The organism is Rhodococcus sp. NPDC056506 (assembly GCF_042794945.1).
In the GTDB taxonomy this organism is placed as follows: domain Bacteria; phylum Actinomycetota; class Actinomycetes; order Mycobacteriales; family Mycobacteriaceae; genus Rhodococcus_F.
Genome location: NZ_JBHTSW010000001.1, coordinates 20,451 through 40,709, shown reverse-complemented (window position 1 = coordinate 40,709; position 20,259 = coordinate 20,451). Strand labels below are relative to the sequence as shown.

The window sequence follows — 20,259 nt, the reverse complement described above, 5'->3', positions numbered from 1 at the left end:
GTGCCGGAATTGTTCCACGTGAAACCACCGGGCGAGATCTTGCAGGTCGGCGAGAGCCGACTGCATGTTCTTGCCGAAGGCGACGGCCCCGTCGTCGTCCTGTGCGGCGGGCTGGCGGGCAACTGGTTCGACTGGGATGACTGCGCACGTCATCTGCAGTCGGACCACACCGTTGTCCGGTTCGATCGCCCGGGTTTCGGACTCAGTGAGCCGTCGTCCGAAGTGCCGACCGTGCACGGTGAAGCTCAGCGGATCCGCGATGTTCTCGACGCTCTGGGGTTGGCGCGGCCGGCCGTCGTGGTCGGCCACTCCATCGCCGGCTTCTACGTCGAAGGCTTCGCGCGCCTGTTCCCCGATCGCGCAGCGGGCATGCTCCTCCTCGATTCCAGTGCCGAGAAAGAGCCGAAACGTCTTTTCCCCCGCGACCTACTGCTGATCGCCTCCCGGGCCGCCGCGGCCTCGTTCAGCACCACCGGGCTCCAACGACTCCTCGGCACCACGACGCGCAAGATCCTCAACCAGTCCGTGCCGCCGAGCGGGTCGTCCGAAGCCACTCTCGAATGGGTCCGGAAGATCTACCGCGAGCCTCATTATCTGGAAGCGGCGATGATCGAATACGTCGCGTACACCGATATGGCGTTGGAGCTCACCGCTTTACGACGCTCGAGCAAGCATCCACTGCCCGACATCGACCTCAGCGTCGTTGCCGCACACACTGGCCACACCACTCCCTGGTCCATCGCCTGGATGGCAAAGCAGCAGAAACTCGCCACCTACCTCGGCGGGAGTTTTCACGTCCTGCGTCCGGCGCATCACCACGCCATGATCGATCAGCCCGAGGAGTTGGCGGACTTGATTCGGCGTCTCACGCAGCCGAACCGTCGAGGATGATGCTTCAACCTACAACTCGGACAGTAGCCGGATCATTGCTAGTCTCGGACAGCTTCTGCTTTCTACGACAGGCTGACCATGGACCGTTCGACACGTCGGGTGCGCTCCTGCCTTATTTTCGTGGCGATCCTCGTTGTCGCCCTGGCGGGCATCGCCGCCCGTCCACCCGGGTTTCTGTCGACCTTCTGGCCCGCCAACGCGATCCTTCTGGGCATTCTCCTCCGTAACCCTCGCTCGTTTGCGCCGATCGGACTCGCCGTCGGCGGCGCCGCGCTGCTGACGGCGGATCTTTCGACCGGAAGTTCGGTGCAGCGGGCATTCGAATTGAACGGCATCAATCTGGTCGGGGTGACGACGGGATTGATCGCCGCGAACTTGCTCGGCTGCTTTCCGAGGCGGATCCCCGAGACCAAGTACACCACCAGAATCTTCCTCGTCTCCGTTCTGGCGTCGTTCACGGCCGGGTCCGCGAGCGCGCTACGCACTCAACTTCACGAAGGAAGCGGCGCGGCAACGGAATTGGTGGGGTGGTTCTTCGCCGACCTGTGTACGTATCTGATCGTGCTGCCGATCGTCCTTTCGGCACCGACGCTCGAACACATTCGTCGGACTTTCGGGCCGTCCGTGCGGCAGAGTCTGCGCTTGCGGCGGCTCGCACAGATCCTGGCACCTCTGGCCGCTCTACTGGCCTGTCTGCCACTCGCCCTGGAGGTTCAGGGAGCCCTTGCGCTGCTGCTGCCGATGCCGGCGCTCCTGTGGTGCGCAATGCGTGTCTCACTGTTCAGCACTTCGCTCCTGGCAGCCGGATGGGGCGCGTGGGCACTGGTCATGGCAGGCCAGGGGCGACTGGCACTCGCAGATCCGGTTCATCTGCTCAGCGAGGGTGTGACCACCCGGATCTCCGTCATTCTGATGGCACTCTCCCCCATCGCCGTAGCCGTCGCCACGGGCGCACAGCGACGCGCTGAACGTGAACTCCAACGCATCGCCGAATGCGACGCCCTGACCGGAACACTGAGTCGCCACGCGTTCTGGACCCAATCGCAGGAACTCCTCGACGCCCAGCACGCGGCGCAACGACCGATCGCCGTCATGATGCTCGATCTCGACCACTTCAAATCGATCAACGACAACCTCGGCCACCTCGCCGGCGATTCCGTCCTCGAACAGTTCGGTAACACCCTCCTCGCCACTACCGAAGGCCTGGGACTTTCCGGCCGCCTGGGTGGTGAAGAATTCGCCGTCGCGATAGCCGACTGCACCTTCGAGGAAGCAATCCAGCTCGCGGAGAAGATTCGGCTGACTCAGGAGTCCCACGCGCGATCCATTCGCGGTTTCGCGGGGACGGTCAGTATCGGCGTCGCCTGGGTCGACCGGGCGATGCCGGGGATGGAGACTCTGCTCGACATTGCAGACAACGCGATGTACCAGGCAAAACGCGAAGGGCGAAACCTCGTGGTGGCGTTCGATCTCTACATGGCAAGGTGACGTAGGTGCAACTACTCCTGATCCGACACGCGCTCCCCGAACTGGCCGAGGTCACCGAAGGCCGCGCCGATCCCTCGCTGACCGACGAAGGCCGTGCCCAGACACTTCGTCTTCCCGCAGCACTGGCGCCGTACCGGATCACCGGACTCTTCAGCAGCCCGCAGAAGCGCGCACTCGAGACCGCGGCCCCGGTCGCGCAGGTAGTGGACCTTCCGGTAACCCAGCTCGAGGGTCTGGCGGAATACGACTACGAGCAGCCCCACTACATCCCGATGCACGAGGTCCTGGGGCGGGCACCGGAAACCTATGCGCGCATCAAAGCCGGCTGGCTCCCGGAGTCGGTGGACGGCGACGCATTTCGTGCGCGAGTCCTCGGTGCGATCGACGAGATAGTCGCGGCGACCGACAACGACGCCACCGTGGCGATCTTCTGCCACGGCGGCGTCGTCAACATCGTTTTGCAGGAACTGCTCGGGCTGGAGCGCCCGTTGACCTTCCCGATCGAGTACGTCTCCGTCACGCGAATTCTTGTTTCCCGCAGTGGAAGCCGAAGGGTCGGGTCCATCAACGAAACAGGTCACGTGCGCAACATGTTGCGCGTCTAGCTCAACTCATACGTGGTGGCACGCCACCTGATGGCCGCCCTCGACGAGACGAAGTTCGGGAACTTCCTCGGCGCAGAGATCAGTGGCCAGCGGGCACCGCGTGCGGAAGCGGCAGCCGCTGGGCGGATTGAGCGGCGACGGCAGTTCGATGACCTTCTGCTCGACGTTCTGCGCCGCGGTGACGGTGGCGTCGGGATCGGGAATCGACGCCAGCAGTAGCTGCGTGTACGGATGCAGTGCGCGGTTCTGCATGTCTTCTGCGGGAACGATTTCGCACACGCGGCCCAGGTACATGATCATCACGCGGTCGCTGATGTTCTTCACGACGGCCATGTTGTGCGCGATGAACAGCAGAGACAGCCCGTGGCGCTTCTTCGCGTCCTCGAGCAGGTTCAGAATCTGCGCCTGCACGGACACGTCGAGGCTCGAGACCGGCTCATCACAGATCAGGACCTTGGGGTCGAGCATCAACGCGCGGGCGATGCACACACGCTGGCACTGTCCGCCCGAGAGCTCGCGCGGCGTCCGGTCCCACACCATGTCCGGGTCCAACCCGACCTCGGCAAGAACCTCGCGCGCCCGAGCTTCGATGGCGGCCTTGTCTTTTCCGCCCCAGATCGACGGACCCTCGGTGATGAGAGCCTTGACCTTGCGACGGGGGTTCAGGGAGGAGATGGGATCCTGAAAGATCATCTGCAACTGAGTGCGGCTGCGACGCAACTCTTCCGCACCCAGTGCCGTCATTTCCGTCTCTCCGAGGCGGATCGAGCCCGACGTCGGTGAGGGCAACTGCATGATCGCCCGGCCCGCCGTGGACTTGCCGCAGCCGGACTCACCGACCACACCCAAGGTTTCACCCGGAGCGACGGTGAAGCTGATCCCGGACACGGCGTGAACCGTTTGCCCCTTGCCGACGTTGAATTCGACGACCAGGTCCTCGACGGTCAAGGCCGCGTCCACCGTCTCGGGCTTTCTGGTATCCACTGATGCAGTCATCAGACCATCTCCTTCACCGCGAGCGTCAGGCCCGCTGCGGTAGTGCCGGCCTTCTCGTTGGCGACCAATGCCGTTGTGCCTTCCGGGGTATCGACCGGGTAGTGGCACGCGAACGTGTGACTTTCAGTTGTGTTGTCCCCAGGTCCGCCGGGAGCCAGAGCCGGGTCACCGGTCAAGCAGTCGTCCTGGGCGTACCGGCAGCGAGCAGCGAAGCGGCAACCGGTGATCGGCTTCGTCATGTCCGGGAGCCCACCCGGAATTGTCTGCAGCACTGTGTGCGTCGGCGATTCGAGTCGCGGAATCGCGGCCATCAGCGCTTCGGTGTACGGGTGACGCGGACGAGTGAACAGTTCTTCGGTTGCCGACGTCTCCACGACGGAACCGGCGTACATGACGGCGACGCGATCCGATCGACCCGAGACCACACCGAGGTCGTGGCTGATCAGGATGACGGCCATGTTGAGCTTGTCGTTGAGCGAGGCGAGCAGATCGAGGATCTGCTTCTGGACCGTCACGTCGAGGGCGGTGGTCGGCTCGTCGGCGATCAGCAGTTTCGGCTCGCAGGCCAGCGCCATCGCGATGACCACACGCTGGCGCATACCGCCCGAAAGTTCGTGGGGGTACTGATCGAGCCGACGCTTGGGCTCGGGGATACCCACCATCGACAGGAGTTCCGCAGCGCGATCACGGGCCGCGTCCTTCTTCAGACCAAGATGGAACTTCAAGGATTCGGTGATGTGCGTACCGATGCGCTTGAATGGATTGAGCGAGGTCATCGGATCCTGGAAGACCATGGCGATCTCGGGTCCCCAGAAGTGCTTCATCTCCGACTTCTTCATCGTCGACATGTCGCGGCCGGCAAACGTCACCGTTCCGGTGATGTCGAGGGCGGGACCCTTCTGGAGCAGACCCATGATGGTGCGCCCGAGAACCGACTTGCCGGAACCGGATTCGCCTACGATGCCGAGAGTTTCACCAGCGGAGACGTGGATCGAGACACCGTCAACTGCTCGCAACTGGCCACGCGGAGTGGCGAATACGGTTCTGATGTTGTCCGCCTGCAGCAGCGGAACGCCGTTCTGAGATGAAGTGGTCACAGCTTACTCCGATACTTCTCACCGATGAGGTTGAAGGAGAACACCGTCAGGAAGAGGAAGACACCTGGTACCAGGACGATGAACGGATGCTTCTCCACGATCCCGCCCTGACCTTCGGCAATCATGTTGCCCCAGGTCGGATCGGGTTGTGCGATACCGAGTCCGAGGAAGCTCAGTGATGCTTCCGCGACGATCAGGCCGGAGACGGCCACCAGGCCGAGCGCGGCGACGGGAACGAGGACGTTGGGAACCAACTCGCGCCAGATGACGCGCCATTTGGTGGCGCCCATGGCTCTCGCGGCAAGCACGAACTCCCGTTGGGCGACGACGATGGTGTTTGCCCTGGCGATTCGAACCATGCTGGGAATGCAGAGAATCGACAGTGCGAGGGTGATGTTGCGCAGGTTCGACGTGAGCACCGCAGCCAGTGCGATGAGCAGGACCAGAGAAGGAATGGCCAGCAGCGAGTTGGTCAGGATTCCGACCACGGCGTCGACCTTGCCACGGAAATAGCCGGCCATGACGCCGATGGTGCCACCGATGATCATGCCGATCAGTACGGCGCAGATTGCCACGGTCAAGGATGCTCGAGCCCCGAACAGGGCGCGGGCGAGGAGGTCGAGACCGAAGTTGTTGGTACCCAACGGGTGCTCGGACAACAGGCTCGGCGAGGCGAAGCCCGGCTCGGCCAATGTCTTGACCGTGTCCTTGTACTCACCGAGCGGCAGCAGCGGCGCGAAGATCGCGGCCAGGATCAGCGCGACCAGCCAGATGCACGCCAACCAGTACGAGAGATCGAACTGACTGCCCCACTTGGACGTACCGAGCTTGCCGAGACCCTTGAAGAGGAAAACCAGGGCAACGAGCGCGAGCACGATCCGGACGGTCATCATGATGGCCGAACCGAAGAGTGCGGTGCCGAGGAGCGCAAAGCCGACCACCGTGAGAATCGACCCGATCAGGACCAGGTTCTTCGGCTGTTCCAGCGTTTCGACGGGACCGGGAGCCAGCAGGACTGTCTGCTGCCGGTATGTCATCACCTCGGACGGGGCCGGCGACGGGGCCGCTCCGTCTGGCGTCACTTCAGACATGGACACGACGACTCCTCGGGTCAAGATAGGTGTACAGAACATCGATCGCGCTGTTGACGAGGACGTAGATGACGGCGATCACGACCACCGCGCCCAGCAGCATCGGCGAATCACCTTGCTGCGCTGCGCGGACGATGAGCGTGCCCATTCCGGGCAGTGAGAACAGCGTCTCGACGATCACGGTGCTGCCGATCATGCCGCCGAGAGCCAGACCCATCATCGTGATGAGCGAGAACGACGACGGGCGGAGCGCGTCACTGAAAAGCACTCGCAGCGTGGGCATTCCCTTGGCCTTCGACGCGAGGATGTAATCCTCACGGAGCGTCGTCACCAAGTCGGAGCGGAGAACGCGAGTGAACATTGCCATCTCGAGGAGGCTGATGGTGATCGCGGGAAGTATTGCGTGTGAAAGGTTTCCGGAGAGGCTGTCGCCGATGCGCACCCACTGTGATCGCGGGAACCAGCCGAGCCAGTTGACGGTGACCATGATCAGCAACAGACCGGCAAGGAAGCTCGGGACGGAAAGAACACCGAACGTCGCGGCGCTGATGACGCGGTCGATGGCGCCGCCTTCGTGGTGTGCCGACCAGAGTGCCAGCGGAACTGCGACGACGAGGGCGATGACCAGACCCATCACTGCCAACTGAACGCTGACGGGGAGAGCGGAACTGATCGCCGTGAGGACGTCCTGCTGCGGGGGAACGAGCGAGTTGCCGAGGTCGCCCTGCAGAGCACTGGTCAACCAGTCCCAATAGCGAACCAGGAGTGGATCGTTGAGGCCGAGCTGCTGGCGAACTTCCTCGTACTCGGCGGGCGTGCGCCCCTCACCGAGGACGGAGACAGCGGGATCGCCGGGGATCAGTGATGCCAGCACGAAGGTTCCGAAGCTGACGATCAGGATCACAATGACGAGCTGGCCCAATTTCTTACCTATTGCGCCGATGTTCATCGATTTCGTCTCCTTCGGACAGCGAGCTCGCAATACACAGCAGTTCCTCTGATCTCATTTCTTCGTTCGCAGCCGGCCCCGATCCGCTGCAATATGGGCGCGGGGCCGGCTGTGAACTTCAGGCTCTCCAGGACTTCCGGGCTCCCTAGGACTTCCAAGCGCCGTCGAAGAGCACGATTCCGTCGAGGCTCTGCTCGAGTCCGTGAACGTTCTGGTTCCACACGTCGAGTGCGGCGACGTTGCCCCACACCTGCCACGGCACCGTCTCGTTGGCGCGTTCCTGGATCTGCGCCAGGACTGCCTTCTTGTCCTCGTCGGTGGTTGCGACACCCAACTTGTCCAGGAGAGCATCCATTTCGGCGTCGGAGTAGCCGGTCGCGTTGTTGCGGCCGCCGGACTTGATGCCCGTGTACAGACGCTCGAAGGGATCGGCCTCGGCGAGGCTCAGTGCTGCGGTACTCATGTCGTAGTCGTGATCGGCATACATCCGCTTGACCAGATCGCCTGCACCGGTGACGTATTCGATCTGAGCGTCGAAGCCGACTGCGTTGAGCATCGCCTGGATGGCCAGAGCCGTTGCCTGCGCGGACGGTTCCTGGATGGACAGGAACGTGATCTTGCCGTCGTACCCGTCGGCCTTGGCCTGATCGAGCAGTTCCTTCGCCTTGGTGGGGTCGACGCCGATCGGTGCGACGTCGTTGTGCCAGCGCGAAGTGTCCTGGAAGATCTCCTGGCCGGGCAGTCCCTTGCCGTTGTTGACTCGGGTGTTGAGCGTCTCCGGATCGACGGCCAGCGCCATCGCCTGTCGGACACGGACATCCGATCCCGGGCGACCCGGGGCCATGTTCACGTTCGCGATGTAGCCGAGCGAGGGGATGTCGACGAAGCCGGGGTAACCCGACTCGATCAGATCCAGGATCGGGGTGAGCGTACGCATGTAGGCGGCGTCGATGCCGCCGGTCTTGAGGGCTTCGGCGGTGGGCTGAGCGCCGACGATGCTGATCAGCTTGAGCTTGTCGATGTTCGGTGCGCCGCCGTAGTAGTCGGGGCGAGCTGCCAAGAGCAGTTCCTCGTTGGGAGCGAACTTCTCGAGGGTGAACGCGCCGGCACCGATCGGGGTGAACTGGTCACCCTGCTGGGCGCTCGGGGCGACGATCATGCCGGGTCCGGTGGCGAGCATCGACTGGATGCCCGTCCACGGATCAACGAGGTTGAAGACAACCGTCGTCGCGTCCGGGGTGTCGATCGAGGCAACCTTGGAAGCCCAGAGGCTCGATTGAGGTCCCTTGTTGGTGACGTAGCGGTTGATGCTGTCGGTGACGGCCTTGGAATCGAAAGCTGTTCCATCGCTGAACTTCACACCGCCACGCAACTTCAGCGTCCAGGTCTTGCTGTCCGCACTCGCCTCGAGCGACTGGGCGAGCTTGGGCTCGAACTTCTGCCCGATGGGGTCGTAGCGCATGAGCACGTCGTAGATGGCGCTGAGCTCGCTGCCACCGGTGGCACCGGCAACCTGAGCCTTCGCGGGATCGAGAGTCGTGACCGCGGAGTAGCCGCTGAAGGTCAGCGTGCCGCCCTTGGTGGGAGTGCCGGCGTCGGCCTGCTCGTTGACCATGCCGATCTTCAGCGAGGAACCGGAATCAGCGGATTCGCCGCCGCCGTTGCCCGTGCCGTTGTCGGCGCACGACGCCAGGAACATACTTGCGGTGATCGCCAGCGCAGCCGCAGCCAATCTGCGACTTCCGCGGCGGGAACTACGACTCATTCGAATGCCTCCAAGGCGGGGTAAGACCATGACGTGATGTTGAACACGAAACAGTCTGTGATGGGAGGCACAGAAAATTGGATCGAGTCTCGCTCAGTGGAATCGGTTAAGTTGCAGGCCTCAACGGTCGGGTAAACCGACCCTGGCCAGCGAATACCCTCACCGAGATCAGACCAGCCGGTCTAGTCCAGATCTAGTCGCGATCCAGCGTCGCTTCCTCGAGATCGAGCTCTCGAAGTACCTTTCGGAGCACTTCGTCGTCGATCCGGCCGGCATCGCGCTCGGCGATGAAGACACCTCGCTCGGCATCGATCATCTCGAGGCGCAGCGAGCGGAAGGCATTCGACGGGCTCTCCCCCAGATCCTCGTCGCTGCGTCCCAGTCGCTCCCAGGCCGAGTTCGCCCGGTGGGTGTTCCAGCTTCGCAAGATGTCTGCGGCCCGATTGCGGACCTGTGGAACGTCGTCGGCGTCGGCTCCGACCAACTCGTCCAGACGCGCCGCAGCAGCCCGCGCAGCCTTGTCCTGTGCTGCCGCCTCAGCGCGCGCGTCGGACTGCGCTTCGTTGCCCTGCACGCCGAGGACTCGGATGACCCACGGCAACGTCAGACCGTGCAGCAGTAGCGTGCCGACCACAACGACAAATGTCAGGAAGAGAATCAGCGAACGCCCGGGGAAGTCTTCGCCACTGTTGACCGTCAACGGAATCGCGAAGGCAGCCGCCAGTGACACGACCCCTCGCATACCGGCCCACGACACGACGAACACTGCCCGAGCCGAAATCTCCGGCTCCCTCGCTCGGATGCGAGGAGACAGCCAGCGCGGTAAATACGTGAACGGGAACACCCAGGCGATCCGCACCACCACCACGGTCACGAGCACGGCAACCGACGCCCAGACGACGATCGAGGTGCTGTACCCCTGCAATCCGTTGACGACGCTGGGCAATTGGAGACCGATCAACAGGAAGACGAACGACTCCAGAATCAGGTCGACGGCCTTCCACACTGCCGTGTCCTGCAAACGCGTCGCATAGCTCGCACGGGTGGAGCGCTGGCCGAGGAACAATCCGGCCACGACGACGGCGATGACGCCCGACGCGTGGACCTCCTCCGCAGCCAGGTAGGTGAAGAAGGGCACCACCAGTCCGATTCCGCTCTCCATCACCGGATCCTGGAGCTTGCCGCGAACCTTCGAGATGACAAACCCCACCGCGAGGCCGATCACCGTTCCACCGACCGCCGCGACGAGGAAGGTCTCGAAACCGCCGATCAGCGTCGCACCCGTACCGACGGCGGCCGCGAGAGCGACCTTGTACGCCGTCAGAGCGGTGGCGTCGTTGAGCAGGCTCTCGCCGCCCAGCAGTGTCATGATTCGGCGCGGCAGGCCGAGCTTGCGTCCGATTGCGCTCGCGGACACCGCGTCCGGCGGCGCCACGATCGCGCCGAGAACCAGAGCAGCCGCTATCGAGAACTCCGGCACGATCAGGTAGGCGACAAAGCCCACCGCGGCCGTCGTCGCCAGGGGAAGCCCCACCGCGAGAAATCCGATCGGACGCAGATTCGAGCGCAAAGCCAGGTATGAACTGTCCAGTGCTGCCGAGTACAGAAGTGGAGGCAACACGACGAACAGGACGAGGTCGGGATCGAGTTCCAATTCCGGAACACCCGGTATCTGACAGGCGATCAAACCGACCAGGACAAGGATCAGCGGCGAAGACAGCCCGAACCTTCGCGCGACCGCCGCCACCAGCAACGCCGCTACTACAACCCCCAGTAATATGCCGTTCACCCTGGCAGCATGCAGTATGGAAGGCGATGAAGAAAATCCTGAAGCGAGCAGCAGCTCGCACACAGCAGCCCGCACCCGCTACGAGCGGTTGCGAGGAACTAACCAATGCGCCCGAAACGGACCCGGCGGCGCTGACGCCCGGCGTCTGCCAGGAGTGCGCCGAGTTGGGTGAGGATAACTGGTCTCACCTGCGCATGTGCCTGTCCTGCGGCCACGTCGGATGCTGCGATTCCAGCCCTCATCAGCACGCCACCAATCACTACCGCGAAACCGGGCACCCGGTCATGCGCTCGCACGAGCCCGGCGAATCCTGGCGCTGGTGCTACGTCCACGATCTGATGGATTGATCGCTCTCGACACGCAGTGCACTGCGCATTGTGCCCACCTGTTGCGGCACACAGCCCTCGGTGTTGCGCACATCGCTCAATCCAGTGGATAGCTATTGCCCAATCTGTATGCCGATGATGGACTTTGACGCAGAATCTGCACAACAGATCGACAGGTGCGGCTGGACTTTGCCGCACCGAACGGTTCGGCCTCAGGAAGTCCTGCCAAACATCACAACCACATCGTCGGCCCCACGATCTGGGGTACAGGCGGTGCGGTGATCGATGTCCACTATTGAAGGCAGGACCGGCCGTGAACAGCCCCAGCATCGACCAGAACGCTCCCGAGTCACTGGCGGAGATCGAGAAGCGCGTTCTGTGGTTGTCGACCGCGATGATCCATCACGCCAACCGTGTTCGGCCGAATCCCAGCGGGCTCAAGGTCGGCGGCCATCAGGCCTCGTGCGCGTCGATGGTCTCGATCATGACGTCGCTGTGGTTCGGCCAACTTCGTTCCGGCGACCGGGTTTCCGTCAAGCCGCACGCGGCTCCGGTGCTGCACGGCATCAATTATCTGCTCGGTGAACTCGACGAGTACTACCTGACGACTCTGCGCGAGTTCGGGGGCCTGCAAAGCTACCCGAGTCGATCAAAAGATCCTGATCCGGTGGATTATTCGACCGGATCGGTGGGAATCGGTGCGACGGCTCCCATCTGGGGCGCCATTGCACGTCGGTACGTCGACGCCTCCCTCGGCGGCGCCGGAACCGGGCGCCAGTACTCCCTCGTCGGTGACGCCGAACTCGACGAGGGCGCTGTGTGGGAAGCAGTTCTCGATCATTCGGTTGCCGAACTGGGTGAGATCGTGTGGATAGTCGACCTCAACCGCCAATCACTCGACCGGGTGGTGCCGAACATCGCGGCAACTCGCCTGGAACGCATGTTCTCGGGTGCCGGCTGGCAGGTCATCACCGTGAAGTTCGGCGCTTTGCTGGAATCACTGTTCACCCGGCCCGGCGGCACCGCGCTGCGCGAACGAATCCTGGACATGCCGAATCCGGAGTACCAGCGTCTGCTGCGATGCACGGCCGACGAGGTTCGTCTGAGACTGCCCGGCGACGCGGCGGACTCCGACGCGATCACGGCGCTGATCAACGACCTCGACGACGCCACGGTGCTCGAAGCCATCCGCAATCTCGGTGGCCACGACCTCGACGCTCTGCGAGAGGCCTACGCGCAGATCGACGACACCCGCCCCACCGTGATCATCGCGTACACGATCAAGGGCCGAGGCCTGCCGACGCAGGGCCACCCGCAGAACCATTCGTCGCTGCTCACCACCGAGCAGTACGAGCACCTGGCGGCGGAACTCGGCATGGATCCGTCGAAGCCGTGGGAACGGTTCGACGCCGACAGCCCATCGGGCCGTATCTGCGCCGAAACCGCTGGGCGCCTGGCCCGCCCGAAGGTGGAGCACCTGGTGCCGCCGGCAGTTCCGAAAGACATCGGCCGTACGCCCTCCGGCACGTCCACCACTCAGGCAGCACTCGGCCGGGTACTACTCGACCTCAGCCGCGAAGCGCCGGACGCCGCGAAACGTGTTGTCACACTGAGCCCGGACGTCAGTTCCACCACGAACCTGGCGGGGTGGCTGAACAAGGTCGGGGTGTGGTCCCCCAACGAGCGGCACAACTGGTTTGCCGACGACGCCGAAACGATCATGCACTGGCGTGAGAAGCCCACCGGTCAGCACATGGAACTCGGTATTGCCGAGACCAACCTGGTCGGACTGATGGGCGAACTCGGCGCGACGTGGAGTCGTTGGGGCCAGCCGCTCTTCCCCATCGGCGTGATGTACGACCCCTTCATCGAGCGGGCTCTCGAACCGTGGTCGTACGGCATCTACGCCGGCGGACAGTCGATCATGGTCGGCACTCCGTCGGGCGTCACCTTGGCTGCCGAAGGTGGTGCGCACCAGTCGATCAAGACCCCGTCCATCGGTCTCGAACAGCCGGGATGCGTCAGTTTCGAACCGGCGTTTGCCGTCGACGTCGAGTGGACGCTCCTCGACAGCATCGGACGCCTGGGCCGACCGGACGGCAGCTCGTCGTACCTGCGTCTGTCGACCCGTCCGGTCGATCAGGCCCTGGCCGCAGTACCGACCGATCCGGCTGCGCGAGAACGCCGTCGACGTCAGGTGGTCGCCGGGGCATACACACTGCGACACAATCCTGATCCTGCCGTCACTCTGGTCGGTATGGGTGCCACTGTCACCGAAACACTGGTTGCAGCCGAAAGACTCGGCGAGCAAGGCATTTCCGCCGACGTGGTGTGCGTGACCAGCCCGGGCTTGCTCTTCGAAGCACTCCAGTCTCGGCGTGGCCTCGCGGACGGCCCGTCGTGGATCCTGGATCAGGTCTTTCCGAGTAGCCGATCCGCGCCGATGGTGACCGTTCTCGACGGTCACCCGCACACCCTCGCGTTCCTGACGGGAATCAACAACGTCCCGGGCGCTGCGCTCGGGGTGAGCCGGTTCGGTCAGGTCGGTTCGCTCGAGGACGTCTACCGGTACCACGGCCTCGACTCCGACAGCATCGTCCGCGCCGCCCTCGATCTCACTTCTTGATCACTCTGTTGCCGAGAAGCGTCCCGGCGGGGACGCTTCTCGGGTCTGGTCAGTTCTTCAGTTCTTCAGAGGCCTTCAGTTCTTCCAGGCCTTGTCGAAGAACATGATTCCGTCGAGGCTCTGCTGAATGCCGTGGACGTTCTGTCCCCACACACCGAGCCAGGGGGTGTTGCCGTAAACCTGCCACGGCACAACCTCGTTGGCGCGCTCCTGAATCTTGGCGAGCACCTCGATCTTCGCGTCGTTCGACGTCGCGACACCCAACTGGTCGAGCAGCGTATCCATCTCGGGGTCGGAGAAGCTCGTGGCGTTGTTCCGTCCACCCGACTTGAGATTCGAGTACAGACGCTCGAACGGATCGGCTTCCGCGAGGCTGGCGGAACCTGTTGCCATGTCGAAGTCGCGGTCGGCGTACAAACGCTTGACGACGTCGGCAACCGAGTTGACGTACTCGATCTGGAAATCGAATCCGACGGCGTTGGCCATCGACTGCAGTGCGAGAGCCATCGCCTGCGCCGAATTCTCCTGCAGCGTCAGGTATGTGATCTTGCCGTCGTAACCGTCGGCCTTGGCCTCGTCGAGAAGCTGCTTCGCCTTGGCGGTGTCGACGCCGATCGGAGCGACGTCGTTGTGCCAGCGGGAGGTGTCCTGGAAGATGACCTGTCCGGGCAGACCCTTGCCCTCGTTGAGTCGGTTGTCGAGTGCGACGGGATCGGTTGCGAGTGCCAATGCCTGACGGATGCGCACGTCGGCACCGGGACGACCGGGTGCCGTGTTGACCAGCGACAGGTAGGACAGCGACGGAATGTCGACGAAGCCCGGGTAGCCGGAGTCGATCAGATCCAGCACGTTCGGTAGCGAACGCATGTACGCGACGTCCATGCCGCCGCTCTTGAGCGATTCGGTGGTGGACTGCGAACCGACGATGCTGATCAACCGCAGCTTGTCCACGTTCGGGGCGCCGTCGAAGTAGTCCTCCCGAGCGTCGAGGATCAATTCCTCGTTGGGAGCGAACTTCTCGAGGGTGAACGCACCCGCGCCGATCGGGGTGAACTGATCACCTTGCTGGGCACTCGGCGCGACGATCATGCCGGGGCCCGTCGAGAGCAGTGACTCGATACCGGTCCACGGGTCGACGAGATTGAAGACGACCGTCGACGGATCCGGAGTGTCTACCGACGCGACCTTCGACGCGTACAGACTCGACTGCGGTCCCTTGTTGGTGACGTAGCGATTGAGGCTCGCCGAGACGGCCGCCGAATCCACCGGCGTCCCGTCGCTGAACTTCACACCGTCGCGCAGTTCGAGGGTCCACGTCTTGAAGTCCGAACTCGGCTCCATCGACGCTGCGAGCTTCGGAACGAATTCCTTGGATGCCGGGTCGTACCGCAGGAGCGTGTCGTAGATGGCGCCCAACTCCGAACCGGCGACCGAACCGGCGATCTGAGTCTTCGCCGGATCGAGATTGGTGACGGCTGAGTACCCGCTGAACGTGAGGGTGCCGCCCTTGACCGCGTCACCCTCGCCGGACTGCTCGTTGACCGGGCCGATGGACAACCCCGAACCGGAATCCGGTGCGTCGCCGCTCCCACCCCCGTTCCCGCTGTCAGCGCACGACGAGACGAACAGGCCGGCGGAGACTGCCAGCGCGACGGCGGCAACCTTGCGGTGACCGCGCCGAGAACTGCGACTCATTCAAAACCTCCAGGTCAGAAACTGTGATGTGAAGCATTGTCGAGACAGTTTGTGACTTAAGGCACAGGTATTAGTCGCAGGTCCCGCTCAGTGGAATGAAGCGCGACGATTGGTCAGTTTTCCAGCGACATTCGCAGGTCAGGCCCTTAGCGAAGGTCAGGAATTCATTCTGATTCAGGCGCCTTTCAACGGGTGGATCGCCGGAGCACCGTCGAGGAGCGGACCGGCAGCGGCCAGTGCAGCCTGCAGATGGGGGGACTGCATATGAGCGTCCAACTCCTCCTGCCCGCGCCAAGTTTCGATCGTGACGAAGGTACCGGGCGCAGCCGCTGACTCGAACAGTTCGTACGACACACAGCCGTCCTCGGACCGACTCGCCTCCGCGAGAGTGGTCAGAGCCGATCGGACGTCGTCCTCGGAACCGGACTTGGCCGGGATGGTTGCAACTACACGAAGCTCGCTCATCGGATACCTTTCGCAGAGGGGAAGTCAGCTAGAGACACACGCCACAAACGTACACACGAAAAGGGCAACCAATGGGGCTACTGAAGGACGTCACCGGCTGGCGACGCGGAACGAAGTTGCAGCGTCGACTGCGCGATCTCACCGGCACGCTGGTGGTGATCACCGGTGCGGGCAGCGGCATCGGGCGTGAAACGGCCCTCGCCTTCGCCGCCCAGGGAGCTATCGTCGTGGTCTCCGACATCAATCTCGAAAGCGCGCAGGACACTGCGGCACTTGTAAACATCCCTTCGCAAGCCGGCGGCGCCGAAGCAGTGTTCGGTGGCGGTGCCCACGCCTATCAGGTGGACGTGTCCGACGAACAGGCCGTGATTCGTTTCGCGGAGACGGTCGCAGCACATCACGGCGTACCGGACATCGTCGTCAACAACGCCGGAATCGGGTTCTCGGGAACTTTCGCCGACACCGAGCAGCGCCAGTTCGAACGCGTTATGGACATCAACTTCTGGGGAGTTGTCTACGGCTGCCGGGCATTCACCCCGATGATGATCGACCGGGGAACAGGTGGGCACGTCGTCAACCTGTCCTCGGCCGCCGCGTACACGCCGCAGAAGGCGCTCACTGCGTATTCGACCAGCAAGGCAGCGGTATTCATGCTCTCGGATTGCCTACGGGCAGAGCTGCTTCCACACGGCATCGGCGTCAGCACCATCTGCCCCGGCCTCGTTCACACGAACATCCTCAAGACCACCGAGTTCGCCGGGACCACCGCCGAGGAGCAGCTCGAGAACCAGACCAAGGTCGACAACTTCTACCGCAAACGAAACTTCACGCCTGATCGAGTCGCCAGCGCCATCGTGAAAGCAGTTCGTACGAACAAAGCCGTCGTACCCGTCACCGTCGAAGCCAAGCTCGGACGCACGATCAGCCGGTTGTCTCCCGGATCGATGCGCGTCGGAGCTCGGTTCGAGATCTAGCTCAGCTGCCGAAGCTCAGGCTGCCCGTGAAACCCTGCTGCACATCGGCTTCCGAACGGGGAAGAACCTCGTAGGTGCTGGCGTACTGACCACTGAAACCGGTGACGGTGATCGGGCGTCCCACCGCAATGGCGTCGACATCGATTCCGGTCTGGGTGTTGACGAAGATGACGGTGTTTCCCTCGATGCCCGAGACCAGGATCTTGTGGCCGTACGGCAGATCGTCGACGACGGGTCCGCTCACGATTCCGGACACCGTCACGAGGCGCCCTTCGCTGGCCTCACCGATTGCATTGAGTGGCAATCGCGCCGGGCTGATCTGGGTGGCTGTACCGATTACCTCGACGGCAGTGGGGCGGACGACGAGCAGGCCCTCCTGATCCGCGAGGACTCCGGTGACCCGAACCTGATCGCCGAGATCAATCCCGGAGTTGTTCGGATCACTGATGTAGATGCCGGAATTGCCGCTCTGGAGACCAAAGCCCTTGTCGTAGAAACTGGATTCGAACACTCCCGACGGTGTGGTTGCGGTTCCCACGACGGTGACCGTCGTTCCGATGGCCTGAGTGCGCGCCACCGCGATGGAGTCCGCGGACACCTCACCGACAACTGCCGCCGGCTCCGCTGTTGCTGCAGTGCCGACAAACATGGCGGCTGCGGCCGCCACTGCCAGTGCCGTCACACCCCGACGCAGGACCGGACTGGCAAGAACGCTGTCTCGAAACATGTTTGAGGACTCCCCTGTGATTTCGTGGCCGCGCAGGTCCTCCTGATGGAGTCCGCCTTCGCCCACCCTGAGGCACAGGTTATTACAGGTCGGACGCCGCAGCGGTGGTGACATTCCGTCACCACCGCTGCTTCAAGGCATCCAGGTTTTCAGGAACCGGAGCTTCCGGACGAACCGCTCGAGCCACTGGATCCGCTGGAACCTGTTCCGCCGCCGAGATCGTCGAGAGGATCGCTACCGGTGAGCCCACCCGGGTACAGGTAGGCGTCGGAGATCGTGCTGAGCGAGGTTCCGGACGTGGCCGGTACCTTTGCTCGCCAGTTGACGATCGGATTCAGCACTCCGAACGGTCCGCAGCCACTGGCGGCGGGGAGCGCGAAGCCGGTGGCCTCGTTCCCAACCGGGCTCACCTTCAGCGCAGTCGACGGCAGCACCGTGTAGGTCGGTACCACCGACGGGTCAGGCGCGAGACGGAGATTCACCGGCGCAGCCGCGGAGCCCAGGTAGCAGTTGTCACCGAGGAACGCGTTGTTGATCTTCATCCGCACCGGGATGCTCAGATCCATGTCGGTGATGATGCCGTTGAGGGTCGGGGCAGCGGTCGCCTCCACCTCGGCGGTGACTGCGGCGAGGCCGAACAGATTGCCGAACGGCAGGTCGATTCCGAGAACTCCACCCGGAACGGTCAACGGCTTGGAGTAAACACCGTTATGTCCGTCGTCGCGAGGGAGTAGAACGGTGGACTCACCTTCACCGGAGCCGGCCTCGGCGGCGATAATCATGTCGCCTTTTCCGATCGGGAGGTTGAAGCCGTTGTTGTCGAAGGTTCCGCTCTGAACCACAACCGACACACAGGATTCGGCAGCAGCCGGACACACTGCGGCACCGGGTACCGAATTGTCGACCGGATCCTGAGCCGAGGCCATCGGCGCCGCGAACGCGAGGACCGCACCTGCGGTACCTGCAATAACGGCCACGCGCGTGCCGAGACGTCTGTTGCCGTTCTTGTGAGATTTCTGCACTGATTTCTCCCTGCCGTTTATGTGATGGGGGACGAAACTCGCAGTCATTGCTTGTGTTTCGACCGCCGCCGACAAGGCCTTGCGGTGTGCTCCTACTCACAAGTAACAACTGAACAGATGTATATCACAGGACTTCGACTTAAAAACAGGGCAAAAGGGAGTTTCCTTAAAACGGACAAACTAAGCGGTACGGTGTGTAACACTCACGGGTGATGAACACGAACAGACTGGTCCTCTGCGTCGCGGCAGCGGGCCTACTCCTCAGCGGCTGCAGCAGCCAATCCGACAGCGATGCAGCGGAATCCACATCTGCTGCTACCAGTACCACGGTGGCGGCGACGTCGAGTTCGACTGCTCCGAGTACGCTCTCCGAGCTGCCGACCAGCCCGCTCGCCGTTACTCCGGAAGCCGCGCCGAGCGTCGTCGAATCGACGCCGCCACCGGTAGCACCGCCGGCAAAAGTAGCGCCACCGGCAAACGCACCGATCGACGCCCGGTCACCGGAAGAGATCGTCGCGAACGCCGGTGAGAAGGGGCAGCGGTACATCGCCGCTCTGCGTCTGGCCGGGATCCCGCCCGCCGGAATGGATTCCGCAGAGATCCTTTACGCCGACGGCACCTGTAAGGCTCTTGCAGACGGCATGCCTCGGTCCGAGGTGCTGGCGGAGTTCAACTCCGTGGGCGAGGTGTACTCGCAGATCACGCCGATGTCCTCGCAGCGCATCGCCGAGATCTACGTCGACACCGCGCAGCAGACGTACTGCTGATCAGGCCTTGCCGGCCAACCAGCCGTGCAGCCAGGATGTAGCCGAATTGCCCGCGCCGTCAACGACGTAACGCGTGTAGTCGGTGTGGACTTGCGAGCCGTAGAAGTCGACCAACTGATCGACGCGTCGCGAATTCGCGCCCGGATCGAGCTGAGCGATCAGGGCGGGGAGACCGCCAGCGGTCACCAGATCATTGACGATCACGGCGGCCTCGTCGCGCAGCGCCAGCGCACTTGCGGGAGTGGGATCGGACGCCTGAGCCATGAATCCGGCCAGACGCATCACAAAATCGTCCTTGGGCGTCGAGCAGTACAGGTCACCGACGGCGCACAGCGTCACCGTTTTGCCTGATAGCCAACCGAATCCACCGATGCGCGGGCCACTGGCACCGTTACCACCGACAGCGGGTCCGATCAGGACGTCGGACTCGGAACGGCGGGGATCGGACAGCAGGCCGACGCCCTCCACGCGAGTCGGGGGAACAACGCCGATGCCGGTTCCGATCTCGGCGGCGAGATCGCCTGCCGCGTCGGCACCCTGGCTGTATCCGACGATGGCGAAGCGAGTGTCACCGCACGAGGCGGCCATGGCGCCGATCATGCCGCGGGCATTGTCGACAGCCTGCTGCTTCGACCTGGCGTAGACGTTGGACTCCCAGGGGAACGCCGTCGCCGAGTAGGTGACGTAGTCGGTGCGCACCGAGTCCGGAAGCCCGTTGGTCACCGGGGCGAGCATGCCGGCGCCGGGCCTGGTGCCCGAGGGCTCCCACGTTCCTGGGATGGCCACGACGTAGAGGCTGGGGCAGGGATCAGCCGACGCCACGGGAGCACTGACAACCGGTACCACTACTGCCGCAGCAAGTGCCGACAACACCGCAACGAGACGCCTCGCACGCATGAAACTCCCCTGATTTACCTGAAACAACCCTTACACCACTGTCGATGCTCAGGAATCATACTGCCTGGGCGGTATGTCTGTCCGATGCA

At 63.3% G+C, this 20,259-nt stretch carries 18 protein-coding genes; 7 read left to right on the top strand and 11 right to left on the bottom strand.

From position 1 onward, the window contains the following. The 3 genes from ACFQ6H_RS00155 to ACFQ6H_RS00145 all read left to right on the top strand — a co-directional run bounded on the left by ACFQ6H_RS00155 (position 1) and on the right by ACFQ6H_RS00145 (position 2,984). Entirely contained in the window at positions 1 to 891 is an 891-nt protein-coding gene (locus ACFQ6H_RS00155) for an alpha/beta fold hydrolase (protein WP_378642441.1), read from the top strand. A 120-nt stretch (positions 892 to 1,011) separates the two neighbouring features. Next, positions 1,012 to 2,379, top strand: coding sequence for a diguanylate cyclase (locus ACFQ6H_RS00150; RefSeq protein WP_378642437.1), 1,368 nt, complete (start codon positions 1,012 to 1,014; stop codon positions 2,377 to 2,379). 5 nt (positions 2,380 to 2,384) lie between these two features. Further along, entirely contained in the window at positions 2,385 to 2,984 is a 600-nt protein-coding gene (locus tag ACFQ6H_RS00145) for a histidine phosphatase family protein (RefSeq protein ID WP_378642432.1), read from the top strand. Positions 2,985 to 2,990: 6 nt separating this feature from the next. Here the strand turns inward: ACFQ6H_RS00145 and ACFQ6H_RS00140 are convergent, their stop codons facing one another. From ACFQ6H_RS00140 to ACFQ6H_RS00115, 6 genes are all read right to left on the bottom strand, one after another. Then, positions 2,991 to 3,980, bottom strand: a complete 990-nt coding sequence (locus tag ACFQ6H_RS00140; protein WP_007735815.1) for an ABC transporter ATP-binding protein — start codon at positions 3,978 to 3,980, stop codon at positions 2,991 to 2,993. Continuing rightward, positions 3,980 to 5,077 (bottom strand): ABC transporter ATP-binding protein, encoded by a 1,098-nt coding sequence (locus ACFQ6H_RS00135; protein WP_378445346.1) that lies wholly within the window; start codon positions 5,075 to 5,077, stop codon positions 3,980 to 3,982. Before ACFQ6H_RS00135 ends, ACFQ6H_RS00140 begins: the two co-directional genes overlap by 1 nt. After that, positions 5,074 to 6,168: an ABC transporter permease gene (locus ACFQ6H_RS00130; protein ID WP_378445764.1), complete on the bottom strand. Its 1,095-nt coding sequence runs from the start codon at positions 6,166 to 6,168 to the stop codon at positions 5,074 to 5,076. Before ACFQ6H_RS00130 ends, ACFQ6H_RS00135 begins: the two co-directional genes overlap by 4 nt. Next, complete coding sequence (locus ACFQ6H_RS00125; RefSeq protein ID WP_378642426.1) at positions 6,161 to 7,117, bottom strand: ABC transporter permease; 957 nt, start codon at positions 7,115 to 7,117, stop codon at positions 6,161 to 6,163. Before ACFQ6H_RS00125 ends, ACFQ6H_RS00130 begins: the two co-directional genes overlap by 8 nt. A gap of 145 nt (positions 7,118 to 7,262) precedes the next feature. After that, the gene (locus tag ACFQ6H_RS00120) at positions 7,263 to 8,882 is read right to left on the bottom strand and encodes an ABC transporter substrate-binding protein (RefSeq protein WP_378642423.1); all 1,620 of its coding nucleotides are present in this window, start codon (positions 8,880 to 8,882) and stop codon (positions 7,263 to 7,265) included. A gap of 193 nt (positions 8,883 to 9,075) precedes the next feature. Next, positions 9,076 to 10,671: a Na+/H+ antiporter gene (locus ACFQ6H_RS00115; protein WP_378541080.1), complete on the bottom strand. Its 1,596-nt coding sequence runs from the start codon at positions 10,669 to 10,671 to the stop codon at positions 9,076 to 9,078. A 26-nt stretch (positions 10,672 to 10,697) separates the two neighbouring features. On the opposite strand from ACFQ6H_RS00115, the gene ACFQ6H_RS00110 reads away from it, so the two are divergent. Both ACFQ6H_RS00110 and ACFQ6H_RS00105 read left to right on the top strand, forming a co-directional pair. After that, positions 10,698 to 11,018, top strand: a complete 321-nt coding sequence (locus tag ACFQ6H_RS00110) for a UBP-type zinc finger domain-containing protein (RefSeq protein ID WP_378541082.1) — start codon at positions 10,698 to 10,700, stop codon at positions 11,016 to 11,018. A gap of 292 nt (positions 11,019 to 11,310) precedes the next feature. After that, positions 11,311 to 13,623: a pyruvate dehydrogenase gene (locus ACFQ6H_RS00105; protein WP_378642420.1), complete on the top strand. Its 2,313-nt coding sequence runs from the start codon at positions 11,311 to 11,313 to the stop codon at positions 13,621 to 13,623. Positions 13,624 to 13,698: 75 nt separating this feature from the next. On the opposite strand, the gene ACFQ6H_RS00100 is transcribed toward ACFQ6H_RS00105, so the two are convergent. Then, the gene (locus ACFQ6H_RS00100; RefSeq protein WP_378642415.1) at positions 13,699 to 15,318 is read right to left on the bottom strand and encodes an ABC transporter substrate-binding protein; all 1,620 of its coding nucleotides are present in this window, start codon (positions 15,316 to 15,318) and stop codon (positions 13,699 to 13,701) included. Between the two features lie 174 nt (positions 15,319 to 15,492). Then, complete coding sequence (locus tag ACFQ6H_RS00095; protein WP_003943546.1) at positions 15,493 to 15,783, bottom strand: putative quinol monooxygenase; 291 nt, start codon at positions 15,781 to 15,783, stop codon at positions 15,493 to 15,495. A gap of 71 nt (positions 15,784 to 15,854) precedes the next feature. Here ACFQ6H_RS00095 and ACFQ6H_RS00090 point away from each other — a divergent pair, with 71 nt between their 5' ends. Further along, positions 15,855 to 16,757 carry an SDR family NAD(P)-dependent oxidoreductase gene (locus ACFQ6H_RS00090; RefSeq protein WP_003943614.1) on the top strand — a complete coding sequence of 301 codons (903 nt, stop codon included), beginning with the start codon at positions 15,855 to 15,857 and terminating at the stop codon, positions 16,755 to 16,757. Position 16,758: 1 nt separating this feature from the next. Here the strand turns inward: ACFQ6H_RS00090 and ACFQ6H_RS00085 are convergent, their stop codons facing one another. After that, the gene (locus ACFQ6H_RS00085; protein ID WP_378541089.1) at positions 16,759 to 17,484 is read right to left on the bottom strand and encodes a hypothetical protein; all 726 of its coding nucleotides are present in this window, start codon (positions 17,482 to 17,484) and stop codon (positions 16,759 to 16,761) included. 149 nt (positions 17,485 to 17,633) lie between these two features. Next, positions 17,634 to 18,506 (bottom strand): hypothetical protein, encoded by an 873-nt coding sequence (locus ACFQ6H_RS00080; RefSeq protein ID WP_378536264.1) that lies wholly within the window; start codon positions 18,504 to 18,506, stop codon positions 17,634 to 17,636. 212 nt (positions 18,507 to 18,718) lie between these two features. On the opposite strand from ACFQ6H_RS00080, the gene ACFQ6H_RS00075 reads away from it, so the two are divergent. Continuing rightward, entirely contained in the window at positions 18,719 to 19,273 is a 555-nt protein-coding gene (locus ACFQ6H_RS00075; RefSeq protein WP_378541094.1) for a DUF732 domain-containing protein, read from the top strand. Here ACFQ6H_RS00075 and ACFQ6H_RS00070 read toward each other — a convergent pair whose 3' ends face one another. After that, positions 19,274 to 20,170: a cutinase family protein gene (locus tag ACFQ6H_RS00070; RefSeq protein WP_378541096.1), complete on the bottom strand. Its 897-nt coding sequence runs from the start codon at positions 20,168 to 20,170 to the stop codon at positions 19,274 to 19,276. It abuts the gene before it with no gap. Positions 20,171 to 20,259 lie beyond the last annotated feature (89 nt).

What these genes read in the sequence shown, in the direction of transcription:
- ACFQ6H_RS00140 (WP_007735815.1), bottom strand. Translation starts at nt 3,980, where the DNA reads ATGACTGCATCAGTGGATACCAGAAAGCCCGAGACGGTGGACGCGGCC.
- ACFQ6H_RS00130 (WP_378445764.1), bottom strand. Translation starts at nt 6,168, where the DNA reads ATGTCTGAAGTGACGCCAGACGGAGCGGCCCCGTCGCCGGCCCCGTCC.
- ACFQ6H_RS00125 (WP_378642426.1), bottom strand. Translation starts at nt 7,117, where the DNA reads ATGAACATCGGCGCAATAGGTAAGAAATTGGGCCAGCTCGTCATTGTG.
- ACFQ6H_RS00120 (WP_378642423.1), bottom strand. Translation starts at nt 8,882, where the DNA reads ATGAGTCGTAGTTCCCGCCGCGGAAGTCGCAGATTGGCTGCGGCTGCG.
- ACFQ6H_RS00110 (WP_378541082.1), top strand. Translation starts at nt 10,698, where the DNA reads ATGAAGAAAATCCTGAAGCGAGCAGCAGCTCGCACACAGCAGCCCGCA.
- ACFQ6H_RS00100 (WP_378642415.1), bottom strand. Translation starts at nt 15,318, where the DNA reads ATGAGTCGCAGTTCTCGGCGCGGTCACCGCAAGGTTGCCGCCGTCGCG.
- ACFQ6H_RS00095 (WP_003943546.1), bottom strand. Translation starts at nt 15,783, where the DNA reads ATGAGCGAGCTTCGTGTAGTTGCAACCATCCCGGCCAAGTCCGGTTCC.
- ACFQ6H_RS00090 (WP_003943614.1), top strand. Translation starts at nt 15,855, where the DNA reads ATGGGGCTACTGAAGGACGTCACCGGCTGGCGACGCGGAACGAAGTTG.
- ACFQ6H_RS00085 (WP_378541089.1), bottom strand. Translation starts at nt 17,484, where the DNA reads ATGTTTCGAGACAGCGTTCTTGCCAGTCCGGTCCTGCGTCGGGGTGTG.
- ACFQ6H_RS00075 (WP_378541094.1), top strand. Translation starts at nt 18,719, where the DNA reads ATGAACACGAACAGACTGGTCCTCTGCGTCGCGGCAGCGGGCCTACTC.
- ACFQ6H_RS00070 (WP_378541096.1), bottom strand. Translation starts at nt 20,170, where the DNA reads ATGCGTGCGAGGCGTCTCGTTGCGGTGTTGTCGGCACTTGCTGCGGCA.